Below are 11,982 nucleotides of genomic sequence, written 5' to 3' on the forward strand. Positions count from 1 at the left end.
AGACTGGGTGTCAGTGCGCGTTGGTGTCGGGATGGGCGTGGATCGGATCGACCCAGTAGACGGCCTCGGGCTTCTCGACCGGATCGACCGTGGTGATGTTGACGACCACGGCCTCGTTGTCGGAGCGCACCAGAACGCACTCCAGGATCTCGTCCGGCTTGGCGTTGATCTCCTGATGCGGGACGTAGGGCGGCACATAGATGAAGTCGCCCGGCCCGGCCTCGGCGACGAACTCCAGCCGGTCGCCCCAGCGTAGTCGCGCCCGCCCTCGCACCACATAGATCACGCTTTCCAGCGGGCCATGATGGTGCACGCCGGTCTTGGCGTCGGGAGCGATCGAGACGGTGCCGGCCCAGATCTTCTGGGCGCCGACACGGGCATGATTGATCGCGGCCTGCCGGAACATGCCGGGCGTTTGCGCGGTGTTTGAGTCGAGCTGGTTGCCGGCGATGACCCGAACGCCATCATGTTTCCAGCGCGCGCTGTCGCCAGGATGAACCTCCGTAGCATCGTGTTCGTGAATATGGTCGCCGCACATGTCGCTATCCGTGATGAATTCGAGCGGTTAGATAGCATTGAATAGCGATCTGGCGAATTCTAGTATCTGTGGATACTGCGGGTCATTCAGATTAAGCCAGAAATCAGCCAATCGATTGCTTTCTTTTAGTTTTTCGAAGGCCGCGCCTATTTTAATCTGCATGTCAGGGTCCATCGGGAAAAACATTCTCTCGCGGTTTCGGCTGTCACCCCCAGCCACATTGCGCGGGAGAAAATGTATCTCGCCAGGGTGGCAAAAACGAAAGCGACGCCTCCGAAGCTGGGTATCTTTAAAAGAACATTCTGTTTGACTTAACGAACGATCGGGGTGGATTCTGGGAAGCAGGAAAGCGCCCCTCCGAGGGCTGGCAGAGCGAAGCCGACAGAGACGAAGGAATGCCAATGGCCCCGGTCCGCATCGTAGGTTTCTCGGGAAACCCGTCCCGCCCCTCCCGGACCCGGTCGCTGGTCGAGACGGTCGCTACCGGCGTCGCGTCACGGCTGGGCGGACATTCCCGGCTTTATGATCTGAGCGATCTCGGGCCTTCGCTGGGCAGCGCGCAACGTGTCGGCGATCTCGACGCGAGGGCCGCCGCCGTGATCGCGGCGATCGTCGACGCGGATTTGCTGGTCCTCGGCAGCCCCACCTACAAGGGCAGCTATTCCGGCCTGTTCAAGCATGTCTTTGACCTGATCGATCCCTTTGCCCTGACCGGCAAGCCGGTCATCCTGACCGCGACCGGCGGCAGCGACCGCCATGCGCTGATCATCGAGCATCAGCTGCGCCCGCTTCTCGGCTTCTTCGCCGCCCACAGCGCCCCGACCGGCATCTATGCCAGCGAAAGCGATTTCACCGACGGACGCGTCACCTCCGAACAGGTGCTCGGCCGGATCCGGCAGAGCGTCGTCGAGATCGAGCGCTTTTTCCCATCCAACCAGTCGGCCCCGGCGCTTCTCGCCGCCGAATGAACTCCTCCACGTTTTCACCGAAAGGACATCTGTCATGAGCATCGAGTTCATTGGCTTCGTCGGCAACCACCAGGCCTCGGAAACCATTGCCCGCAGTGGTCCGGTCATCGATCTCGACTATGTCGAGGCCTTGGCCAAAGCTCAGGACCAGGGCGGCTTCGACCGAGTGCTGTTCGCCTTCCACTCGACCTCGCCGGAAAGTATCCTGATCGCCCAGCATGCGGCCTCGGTGACGCGCAGGCTGAAGCTGATGATCGCCCATCGGCCGGGCTTTACGGCGCCGACGGTGGCAGCGCGTCAGCTCGCTTCGCTCGATCACATCAGCGGCGGCCGCGTCGGGGTCCACATCATTACCGGTGGCGACGATGCAGAGCTGGCCCAGGACGGCGATCACCTGACCAAGGATGAGCGCTATGCCCGCACCAGCGAGTATCTCGACATCGTCCGGCGCGAATGGACCAGCGCCGAGCCCTTCGATTATGACGGTCGCTACTATCAGGTGAAGCGCGGCTTCTCGGAAGTTAAGCCCTTGAAGGCGCCGATCCCGGTCTATTTCGGGGGCGCCTCGGATGCTGCCATCGCAGTCGCCGGTCGCCATGCCGACATCTATGCGCTCTGGGGCGAGACGCATGACCAGGTGCGCGAGCTGATCGCCAGGGTTCGCGCCGCCGCCCAGCCCTACGGACGCCAACCGCGCTTCTCGCTGTCGCTGCGGCCGATCCTCGCCGATACCGAGGAGGCCGCCTGGGCGAAGGCGGACCAGATCCTTGAGACCGCGAAGGCACGTATCGCGCAGAGCGGCTTTGCCCGCACCGCGCAGGGGCCCGCCAATGAGGGTTCTCGCCGCCTGCTCGAGGCCGCGGCGAAGGGTACGCGGCTCGACAAGCGGCTCTGGACGGGGCTCGCGGCGCTGACCGGCGCCAAGGGCAACTCGACCTCACTCGTTGGCACGCCCGATCAGGTGGCCGATGCGATCCTCGACTACTACGATCTCGGCGTGACCAGCATCCTGATCCGCGGCTTCGATCCGATCCGCGACGCCGTGCAATACGGCAGCGAGCTGCTGCCGCGCGTGCGCGAGCTCGTCCGCGCCAGGAGTGTCAGCCGCGCGGCGGCATAGAGGGGCGGGCGGGGAAGGGCTGCGTTCAGTCTTCCCGTTGCACAAAGCATCATGGGAGGCGCCGTCGTTCACCGCGATCGCGCCTCCATTCTGTTTCGGCGAATGGCCGAAGCTGCGCCGGAAGGCGTGGCCGAACGCACTTTGCGAGCGGTAGCCGACGTCGGCCGCGATGCGGGACAGCGTCGCCTTGCCTTCGTTCACCAGTTGCCGTGCGAGCAGCATGCGCCAGCGGGTGAGATAGTCTAGCGGGGCGCGGCCGACGCGGTCGCTGAAGCGGGACGCGAAGGCCGAGCGTGACATGCCGACATGGCCGGCAAGCGTCGCGACCGTCCACGGCCGCGCCACCTGCGCATGCATCAGCCGCAAGGCCTCGCCGATCTTCGGATCCGCCATCGCTCCAAGCCAGCCGATACGTCTCGCTCCGTTCCCGGCGAGGTGGGCGCGGATCGCCTCCACGATCAGGATCTCCGCAAGCCGGGCTGCGATCAGCGAGCCGCCGAGGCCGCCCTGTCCGAGCTCCGCCTGCAGGAGGTCGAGAATCCGCGACATCGTGCCGGCGGATGGCGAGTTCGCGGCGATGTGCATGAAGGCGGGGAGGGCGTCGAGCAGGAACGTCGCATCGCTGTTCTCGAAGGCGATGCCGCCGCCCAGCATGATGGTCTCGTCGCCGCCCAGCCGGGCGAATTCGCGCCCCGCATCGCCGTAGAAGGCCGTGCCGTCGACAGGGGCGATATCGGGGTTGCTGGCGACGGCATAGGGGGTGTCGCCAATCAAGAAGACATCGGCCGCCGCGAGGCGCCAGGAGGCCTGTCCCGGCAGCAGGACGAAGCAGTGGCCGCGCAGGAGCGCAACGAATTTCAGTCGCCTCTGGGCCGGGAAGGCAAGATGCCAGTCGGCGGACGCTTCGAGGCGCGTGCGACGGACGCTGCGCGCGCCCAGCAGGGCCAGGACCGCGGAGAGGGGATCGTTCTCAGAACTGGACGATTGCGACAAACTCATGGAGCCACGAGCATAGATCATCCGGTATCGCGTTTCTATCTCTCCACCAAAGGAGAGCGAACATGGCAAACGACAACAAGGTTATCGTCATCACGGGCGCCGGCAGCGGCATCGGCCGCGCCACGGCGCTGCTGCTGGCCCGGCAGGGCGCCGCGGTCATCCTGGGCGGGCGCCGGGAAACACAGATTGCGGCCGTCGCCGAGGAGATCGTCAGCGCGGGGGGCCGCGCCGCGTTCCGTCGGACCGACGTCACACAGCGCAGCGATCTCGAGACGCTGGTGGCACTGGCCAGCGAGCGCCATGGGCGCCTCGATGCAATCGTCAACAATGCGGGCATCGGTCCGATCTCGCGTTTTGACGCGCTCAGGGTCGAGGACTGGGATGCGATGATCGAGGTGAATATCAAAGGGGTGCTGCATGGCATCGCCGCGGCGCTGCCGCTGTTCGCCCGCCAGGGCAGCGGGCACGTCGTCAACGTGGTTTCGACCGCTGGTATCAAGATTGTGCCCTCGATGGGGGTCTATGCCGCGACGAAGAACGCCGTCCGCACGATCACCGAGGCCTTGCGGCAGGAAGCGGGGCCTCATCTGCGGGTGACCGAAGTCTCGCCGGGGATGGTCGCGACGGATTTCGCGGACTCGATGACCGACGAGGCAGCGAGAGAAGCGACCCGTAAGCGCGCATCTGCGATCGCGATCCCACCCGAAGCCGTCGCGCGGGCCATTGCCTATGCGCTGGAGCAGCCTGCCGACGTCGAGATCGGCAGCATCGTGATCCGGCCGACGGCGCAGGACTGAATTCGCCGCTCCAAGGCAAGGCGGGCGGGCTGGAATAGCGGGGCAGGCCGATCTTCTTCTGCCGCCTTAAAGTGGGCTTAAGGTTGCCACTCTTACGAGGACAATCGCGTCGAAAGCGTGGCCACGCTTTCGAATCGCGATAAAGCAAGATCAAGCACGGTCAGGATTTGACCGTGTATATGGCCGATGAAACGCGAAGGTAAGTTATGAGCAGTCAGTATATCCAAGATATGGTTGATAATGTGAAGGAAGGTCGCCTGTCGCGCCGCTCCTTCATCCAGCGGATGGCGGCGGTCGGGATCGTCGCGCCGATTGCCAGCCAGATTCTTGCCTGGAACGACGTTGCGCTGGCCAATGCCACGCTCGAATACAAGCCCGCCAAGGCTGGCGGCGGCGGACCCCTCAAGATCCTGCTCTGGCAGGCTCCGACGCTGCTGAACCCGCATTTCGCGTCCGGCACCAAGGATCAGGTGGCTTCGCGCATCTTCTATCAGCCGCTCGCCGGCTGGGACAAGGAAGGCAACCTCATCCCGCAGCTTGCCGCCGAGGCGCCGTCGCGCGCCAATGGTGGCCTGTCGGAAGACGGTCTCAGCGTGACCTGGAAGCTGAAGCCCGGCGTCAAATGGCATGACGGCAAGCCGCTCACCGCCGACGACGTCGTCTTCACCTGGGAATACGCCGCCGACCCGGCGACCGCCGCCTACACCAACGGCGTCTACAAGGACATCAAGGTCGAGAAGATCGACGACCTGACTGTCAAGGTCATCTTCGCGCAGCCGACCCCGTTCTGGGCCAACCCCTTCGTCGGCGTTGCCGGCATGATCCTGCCGAAGCACCACTTCGCGGATTACAAGGGCTCGAAGTCGCGCGAGGCGCCTGCCAACCTCAAGCCCGTTGGCACTGGCCCCTACAAGCTGGTCGAGTTCCGTCCCGGCGACATCATCTCCGCGACGCGCAACGAGGAATACCACGTCGCCAACCAGCCGCACTTCGACACGCTCGAGGTCAAGGGTGGCGGTGACGCGGTCTCGGCCGCCCGCGCCGTGCTGCAGACCGGCGAATACGACTACGCCTGGGACACGCTGGTAGAGGAAGAAGTCCTCAAGCGCATGGAAACAGGCGGTCGTGGCCGGATCAGCGTCGCACCTGCCGGCGACATCGAGTTCATCACACTGAACACGACCGACCCGTGGACCGAGGTCGACGGCGAGCGTTCGAGCATCAAGACCAAGCACCCGACCCTGTCGGACCCCGCCGTCCGCAAGGCCCTGAACCTGCTGATCGACCGCGATTCGATCCAGAAGTTCATCTACGGCCGCGCCGGTGTCGCGACCGCGAGCTTCGTCAACGAGCCCAAGCGCTACAAGTCGACCAGGCTGAAGTACGAGTTCAGCGTCGAGAAGGCCAACAAGGTCCTCGACGAAGCGGGCTGGGTGAAGGGCTCCGACGGCGTCCGCGCCAAGGACGGCAAGAAGCTGAAGTTCGTCTTCCAGACCTCGATCAGCGCCCCGCGCCAGAAGGTCCAGGCGGTGTTCAAGCAGGCCTGCCAGCGTGCTGGCATCGAGCTTGAACTCAAGTCGGTCACGGCTTCGGTGTTCTTCTCGTCGGACGTCGCCAACCCCGACACCTACACCAAGCTGTACACCGACATCGAGATGTACACGACCACGCAGCCCCAGCCCGATCCGGAGCGCTTCCTCGGCCAGTTCACCTCCTGGGAAGTCGCCAACAAGGAGAACAAGTGGCTTGGGCGCAATGTCTCGCGCTACATCAGCAAGGAGGCTGACGAGGCCTATCTCGCCGCCCAGAAGGAGCTCGACCCCGCCAAGCGGGCCGAGTTGCTGATCAAGGTCAACGACATCTATTGCGAGGCCAACGTCATCCTGCCGGTGCTGTCGCGCGCCAAGGTCGTCGCCGTGGGCGCGACCCTGGCCGTCGACCACAGCGGCTGGGACGTGGATACCTGGAACCTCGCTTCCTGGTATCGCAGCTAAGTGGCGAGCCGCCCCCGACCCGGATAGTGCGGCCGGGGGCGCGCTCAATGTGATCTCATAATGCGGTAGCCCGGCGGACCCTGTCCGCCGGGCTACATTCATTTCGGGATGACGCCGCGGCCTGTGCAGCGCGAGAGCGGAGGCCGGGTTATGGCGGGGTACCCCGTCCGGGCAATTTCCTGCCCCTATGCACGTCTTCTTGTCGCTTCCGATCTGAGGTCATCTCGACCGCGACGAGGGCGTGGTCGATGCTTCGCGGACCGTCTTTAGCGGACGTATGGGTTGGCGTCGGCCAAAGCAGGCTCGCAAATGACGTGGCTTGTCGCCCAGTACGATCCATGCCGCCGATTGAACAGGCGCCTGATATATGCGCGACGCGAGCGAAAGGTCATCGGAAGACAGGAACATCGTCATCGGAACGGGTGACGACGGCCGGCCTTACGATGTCGTCCATTGGGCGGGCCAGTGGAACGGAGACGCTCCACACGACCAGCCGCACACATCCGGGGACGCGCATGTCTCGAACCCCAGCGAGCCCGCGGCTGCGATAGCCGATGGCTCGGCCAGATCGGCACAGGCAAAGGCCGCCCAGGCCGGCGCCAAAGCGCGGCGCCGGCGCCGGATCGCCCTGGGAAGCGGCGCCGCCGTCGCGGCCATTTTGCTGGTGATGGTGACGCGCGAGCCCGACCATCCCGTTATCAGCGAACCCGGGGAACCTATTGCGTCCGCGCCGTCGAGCCCCGCTTCCAGCATCGCCAGCACCGAGGAGCTTGCCGAGGCATGGCGCAGCATCGAGGCGCTCAAGGCTCAGTTGCGCAGCGAGGCCGACCGCACCGAGCAGGTGCTGGCTCAGGGACGCGAGAAAGCCGCAGCCCTTGAACAGGAGGCCGAGACCGCGCGGCGGGTGCTGGCTGACGCCACGACTCAGCATCGCCAGGCGTTGGAACAGGAGCGTGCGCGCGGGGCGGAACTGGCAAGCCAGGTCCTTGCCGCGCGGCAAGACATCGAGACGCAGGTGGCGCAGCTGCGCAAGTCGGGCGACGACGCCGGGCAGCTCAAGCAGATCGAGGCGGCAAGGACTGCGCAGGCACTGGAGCTGGAACAGCAGAAGGCGGCCGCTCTCGCCGAGGCCGGAGCGGCGCGCCAGGCCATGGCCGATGCCACCGAGCAACATCGCCAGGCGCTCGACCAGGAGCGCCAGCGGTCCGCCGCGCTTGCCGGTCAACTCGCTGCCGCCCAGCGCGACAACGAGGGGCAGGCGGGGCAGATTCGCAAGGCGGCCGCCGACTTCATCCAGATCAAGCAAAGCGAGACCGCAAGGACCACACAGCTTGTACAGCTCGAGCAGCAGAAGGCGGCTGCCCTGGCCGAGGTCGAGGCCGCACGGCTGGCGCTGACCACGGCAGCGTCGCAACAGCGACAGGTGCTGGAGCAGGAGCGGGGGCGCGGGGCCGCACTGTCCAACCAGATTTCGTCGGCGCAACGCGAGATCGAGGGGCAGGCGCTCCAGTTGCGCAAGGCTGGGGCCGAGATCGCGCAGCTCAAGCAGGCGGAGACCGCAAGGACCGCGCAGGCGCTCCAGCTCGAGCAGCAGAAGGCGGCTGCGCTGGCCGAGGCCGACACCGCGCGGCAGGCGCTGGCGGCCGCGACGACACAGCATCGCCAGGCACTCGAGCAGGAACGTGCGCGCGGGGCCGCGCTGGCAAACCAGGTCTCTGCTGCCCAGCGTGAGCTCGAGGGCCAGTCGGCACAGCTTCGCAAGGCGGGCAGCGACGCCGCCCAGTTCAAGCAGGCCGAGGCCGCGAGAGCCGCGCAGACTCTCCAGCTCGACCAACAGAGGGCAGCAGCTCTCGCCGAGACCGATGTCGCGCGCCAGGTCCTGAGCGCCGCCACGGCACAGCATCGTCAAACGCTCGAGCAGGAACGTGCGCGCGCGACAGCCTTGGCCGGCCAGCTCTCGGGCACGCAGCGCGACTTCCAGGCGCAAGCCGAACAGCTGCGCAAGGCCCAGGACGGAATCAGCCAGCTTCGGCAGGCGACCGATGCGACCATCGCCGAGTTGCGGCAGGCGCTGCAACAGGAGCGCGATCGCGCGGCCGCCATGGCGCAGGAGGTGTCGGTGCGTCCCGGGATCGCAGGCTTCGCCGTGACCGGGCCGGTGACGTCTGTCCCGCCAAGCCGGCAGGTCCCTGCGGCGCAGGTCGCCGAGGCAGCGCCAGCAGTGGTCCCGGCAGTGGTCCCGGACGCCCCGGACAATGCTGAATCGATGCGGCTGATCGCGCGCGCCAGCGTGCTGCTGGGCCAGGGCGACATCGGGTCCGCGCGGATCGTCCTCGAACGCGCGGCCGAGATGGGCAGTGCGCGCGCGAGCTTCATGCTGGCGGAGACCTACGACCCCCGCATTCTCTCGGCCTGGGGCACCTATGGCACGCGGGGCGAGGTCACGAAGGCCCGCGAGCTTTATGCCAGAGCGCAGGCCGGCGGCATTCAGGAGGCGAAGGATCGCGGCGCGCTGCTTCAGTGACCACCAACAGGCGGCCCGCGCCGGCGCTTGCGGGCAGGCATCCAGGCTTGAGAGGATAATTGGCGATGAAGATGCTTTCGGGAGGGTTTTTGCTCCTGCTGACCGCGTTGACTGCGCTCGTGCCTGCGCTCCGGTCCACGGAGTCGCTCGCCCAGACAGCGCAGACAGCGCAGACGGCGCAGGTCGGCCCGAGAGGCGCCGCATCCCCGTCGCGCGGGCGCCCGGCAGCCACCGAACAGGAGAAGATCAACGCCTGGACGGTCGGGCTCGCGGCCGGGTTGATCGAAGGGGCGCCGTTGCGCCTCGGCGCGGAGATGGCCCGCGTCACCGACAACGGGCCCAACATGCTCGTGCTGCCCATCGTGACCCGCGGCGCGACGGAAAACCTCAACGCACTGCTTTATCTGCGCGGCGTCGACACCGCGATCATCAACTCGGATGCGCTGGAGGAGTACCGGGCGCAGATGCCCCAGATCCGGCGAAAGATCACCTATCTGCTCAACCTCTTCCCGTCCGAACTCCATATTCTGGTCCGGCCCGAGATCCAGACCCTGCAGGACCTCAACGGCAAGAAGGTGAACTTCAACACGCAGGGCACGGCGGCAGCCTATTCGGGCCCGATGATCTTCAGCCGCCTCGGCATCAACGCGGAGAAGATGTTCATTCCTCACCCGATCGCGCTCGAGCAGATGCGCAAGGGCGAGATCGCGGCGGTGGTTTTCATCACCTCCAAGCCGGTCGACGCATTCGTGCGCGGGCGTTTCGAGCCTGGCTTCAAGTTCCTGCCCGTCCAGTACGAGAGCAGGTTCGAGGATTACTATCTCCCCGCCGTGCTGGAGGCTCGCGAGTATCCCGCGCTGATCAAGGCCAATGAGCGGGTCGCGACGATTGCCGTGCCGACGGCGCTCGTCGCCTTCAACTGGCCCCAACAGACGAATCGCTATGATCGCGTCGCCCGCTTCGTCGACCTGCTTTTCAGCCGCATCGACAAGCTGCAGGGGCCCGGTTTCGACGAGAAATGGAAGTCGATCAACCTGGCCGCGACCGTCCCCGGGCTCGACCGCTTCGCGGCAGCGCAGGAATGGCTCGACCGTCAAGCGCAGGCGCCACGGGCGCCGCAATGAACGTGATCGTGGTGTCTATGGCGTTTGGGATCATGAGCCGGGCCGTTCTTGCCCAGGGCGTGCCCGAACCGGCGGCGCCGCCGCCCGCCAGCGACGCCTGGGTCGTCAGCGAGACTACGTCTCCGGTGGACTATTCGCCGATCGTCACCGCGACTGCCTCCTCGCGTGAGACTGCCGCCAGCGCCCTGACGCAGCTCTCGATCCTCTGCCGGGGCGGCCGCACCGAGATGGTGGTCGCAGGGCCTGCCCTCTCGGCCGGCGGCACTGATTACGAGCTGTCCTATCGTCTCAACAACGGCCAGCCGGTGAGGTTGTCCGCTGCCAGGACCCCATCCGGAACGGGCGTCGCCTTCAGGGGTGATGTCGTGAGCCTGCTGCAGTCGCTGCCGGATGAGGGCGCCCTGGCGATCCGCCTCGCGGCGCGTAGCGGAGCTGCCCATGAGGGGCAGTTCTCCCTCACCGGTCTGAAAAGGGCGCGCGGCAGGGTCGCTGCCGCCTGCAACTGGCCTCCTGGCAAGCCGCGCACCGAATAGTCCTCGAACACAAGGGCGAAAGACAATGACGATCAGGTTCCAAGATGGGGTCGCGGCCGCAGTGGCGGGCAGCCTGGCTTTGCTCATCGCGATCGCACCTGTAGCGGCGCAGAGCGTCAAGCAGACAGCTGTACAGACCGCGAAGCGGCCTGCTGCCGAGAAAAAGGCTCACAAGCTCGTCCTGCAGGTCAACACGAACGAGCCCGGGACGATGAACCTCGCGCTCAACAACGCGGCGAATGTCGCGCAGTACTACCAGGACCTCGGCGAGAAGGTGGATATCGAGATCGTGACCTTCGGGCCCGGCCTCAACATGCTGCGCGACGACACCTCGCCGGTTAAGGCTCGCATCAAGGCGATGGCGGCGAGCACGCCGACCATATCCTTCAAGGCCTGCGGCAACACCCAGGGCAATATGAGCAAGGCGGAGAACAAGGAGATTTCCTTGATCCCCGAGGCTACAGTGGTGGCGTCAGGCGTCGTCCACCTCATGGAATTGCAGGAGCGCGGCTGGACCTACGTCCGTCCCTGACACCGGTCCGGTCTCGCTGCCGATGACATCAGGCGGCGTTCTGCGCCGGTGCCAGTCCGAAGGTTTCGACCACGGTACGACCCGCGGCGAGGTTCGCGATCCATTCGGCTTCGCGGGCCTGCTTTGCCTGCGCGTCGGCGAAACGGGAGCGCACGAATGCGGGCGCCAGCGCCACGAGGCCGTCTTCGTCTCCGATGATCAGGTCGCCAGGGCTTACCAGCCGTCCACCGATCACGACCGGCAGGTTGATGGCGCCGCGCTCGGCCGAGGCGGGGCCACGCGGCGTGACGAAGCGGGAGAACACCGAGAAGTCCTGCCAACCGGCCAGCGTCGCGACGTCGCGGACCGCGCCGTCGCAGACAAGGCCGACGCAACCGCGGGCCCTGAGATGACCGCCGAGGATCTCGCCGATCATCGCGAACTCGGCATTGCCGGCAGCCGCGATCATCAGCACGTCGCCGGGGCCGACGATCTCGAGCGCGTGCACAACCGCGCCGAAGTCCGGCGGCTCGCACAGCGCCGTTACGGCGCGACCAAACAGCGGTGGCTGCCGGCCCGGCGGATTGAGCGGGCGGATGGCGGGGTCGATCTGGCCGCTGTTGCGCGCGAGATCGACGGCGATCGCGACCGGCACGGAGCGCCAGGCCCCGATCTCGGCGTCTGTCAGTTGGGAGGGCGTGGGGGGATGGATCAAGACAGTCATAGGATACCCTCTCCGACTGATGGGCGGTCTTGCCGCGGCCAGCAAGGTCTACGTCACAACCGGGCAGGCGTGCCAGCGCTTCGGCGCGCCGCCGACGCAAGGGAGCGGGCACCGCCTTCTCGCGCGAGATCATGCGAAAGACGGCTCTCC

Annotated in this window: 10 protein-coding genes and 1 pseudogene; 8 read left to right on the forward strand and 3 right to left on the reverse strand. The window is 66.1% G+C overall.

All coding sequences use genetic code 11. From position 1 onward, the window contains the following. Positions 1–10: 10 nt before the first annotated feature. Positions 11–538, reverse strand: coding sequence for a cupin domain-containing protein (locus AC1D2L_RS04855; protein WP_476844712.1), 528 nt, complete (start codon positions 536–538; stop codon positions 11–13). Positions 539–939: 401 nt separating this feature from the next. Here AC1D2L_RS04855 and msuE point away from each other — a divergent pair, with 401 nt between their 5' ends. Next, on the forward strand, positions 940–1,506 hold the full coding sequence (msuE, locus tag AC1D2L_RS04860; RefSeq protein WP_476844713.1) for an FMN reductase: 567 nt from the start codon (positions 940–942) through the stop codon (positions 1,504–1,506). A gap of 34 nt (positions 1,507–1,540) precedes the next feature. Continuing rightward, positions 1,541–2,626, forward strand: coding sequence for an LLM class flavin-dependent oxidoreductase (locus tag AC1D2L_RS04865; RefSeq protein ID WP_476844714.1), 1,086 nt, complete (start codon positions 1,541–1,543; stop codon positions 2,624–2,626). 102 nt (positions 2,627–2,728) lie between these two features. Here the strand turns inward: AC1D2L_RS04865 and AC1D2L_RS04870 are convergent. Continuing rightward, positions 2,729–3,646 (reverse strand): annotated as a pseudogene (locus AC1D2L_RS04870) (AraC family transcriptional regulator); the annotation flags it as partial. A gap of 41 nt (positions 3,647–3,687) precedes the next feature. Here AC1D2L_RS04870 and AC1D2L_RS04875 point away from each other — a divergent pair. From AC1D2L_RS04875 to AC1D2L_RS04900, 6 genes are all read left to right on the forward strand, one after another. Beyond that, positions 3,688–4,422, forward strand: coding sequence for an SDR family oxidoreductase (locus AC1D2L_RS04875; protein WP_476844715.1), 735 nt, complete (start codon positions 3,688–3,690; stop codon positions 4,420–4,422). Positions 4,423–4,628: 206 nt separating this feature from the next. Continuing rightward, on the forward strand, positions 4,629–6,416 hold the full coding sequence (locus AC1D2L_RS04880) for a peptide ABC transporter substrate-binding protein (protein ID WP_476844716.1): 1,788 nt from the start codon (positions 4,629–4,631) through the stop codon (positions 6,414–6,416). Positions 6,417–6,783: 367 nt separating this feature from the next. After that, positions 6,784–8,940, forward strand: a complete 2,157-nt coding sequence (locus AC1D2L_RS04885) for a coiled-coil domain-containing protein (protein ID WP_476844717.1) — start codon at positions 6,784–6,786, stop codon at positions 8,938–8,940. Between the two features lie 65 nt (positions 8,941–9,005). Continuing rightward, positions 9,006–10,064: a TAXI family TRAP transporter solute-binding subunit gene (locus AC1D2L_RS04890; RefSeq protein ID WP_476844718.1), complete on the forward strand. Its 1,059-nt coding sequence runs from the start codon at positions 9,006–9,008 to the stop codon at positions 10,062–10,064. A gap of 32 nt (positions 10,065–10,096) precedes the next feature. Further along, positions 10,097–10,597, forward strand: coding sequence for a hypothetical protein (locus AC1D2L_RS04895; protein ID WP_476844719.1), 501 nt, complete (start codon positions 10,097–10,099; stop codon positions 10,595–10,597). A gap of 25 nt (positions 10,598–10,622) precedes the next feature. Then, the gene (locus tag AC1D2L_RS04900) at positions 10,623–11,129 is read left to right on the forward strand and encodes a DsrE family protein (protein WP_476844720.1); all 507 of its coding nucleotides are present in this window, start codon (positions 10,623–10,625) and stop codon (positions 11,127–11,129) included. 28 nt (positions 11,130–11,157) lie between these two features. Here AC1D2L_RS04900 and AC1D2L_RS04905 read toward each other — a convergent pair whose 3' ends face one another. Then, entirely contained in the window at positions 11,158–11,832 is a 675-nt protein-coding gene (locus AC1D2L_RS04905) for an RraA family protein (protein WP_476844721.1), read from the reverse strand. Positions 11,833–11,982: the final 150 nt, after the last annotated feature.

The sequence above is a fragment of the Allobosea sp. P1_B10 genome (genome assembly GCF_056406735.1).

What these genes read in the sequence shown, in the direction of transcription:
- AC1D2L_RS04855 (WP_476844712.1), bottom strand. Translation starts at nt 538, where the DNA reads ATGTGCGGCGACCATATTCACGAACACGATGCTACGGAGGTTCATCCT.
- msuE (WP_476844713.1), top strand. Translation starts at nt 940, where the DNA reads ATGGCCCCGGTCCGCATCGTAGGTTTCTCGGGAAACCCGTCCCGCCCC.
- AC1D2L_RS04865 (WP_476844714.1), top strand. Translation starts at nt 1,541, where the DNA reads ATGAGCATCGAGTTCATTGGCTTCGTCGGCAACCACCAGGCCTCGGAA.
- AC1D2L_RS04875 (WP_476844715.1), top strand. Translation starts at nt 3,688, where the DNA reads ATGGCAAACGACAACAAGGTTATCGTCATCACGGGCGCCGGCAGCGGC.
- AC1D2L_RS04880 (WP_476844716.1), top strand. Translation starts at nt 4,629, where the DNA reads ATGAGCAGTCAGTATATCCAAGATATGGTTGATAATGTGAAGGAAGGT.
- AC1D2L_RS04885 (WP_476844717.1), top strand. Translation starts at nt 6,784, where the DNA reads ATGCGCGACGCGAGCGAAAGGTCATCGGAAGACAGGAACATCGTCATC.
- AC1D2L_RS04890 (WP_476844718.1), top strand. Translation starts at nt 9,006, where the DNA reads ATGAAGATGCTTTCGGGAGGGTTTTTGCTCCTGCTGACCGCGTTGACT.
- AC1D2L_RS04895 (WP_476844719.1), top strand. Translation starts at nt 10,097, where the DNA reads ATGAGCCGGGCCGTTCTTGCCCAGGGCGTGCCCGAACCGGCGGCGCCG.
- AC1D2L_RS04900 (WP_476844720.1), top strand. Translation starts at nt 10,623, where the DNA reads ATGACGATCAGGTTCCAAGATGGGGTCGCGGCCGCAGTGGCGGGCAGC.
- AC1D2L_RS04905 (WP_476844721.1), bottom strand. Translation starts at nt 11,832, where the DNA reads ATGACTGTCTTGATCCATCCCCCCACGCCCTCCCAACTGACAGACGCC.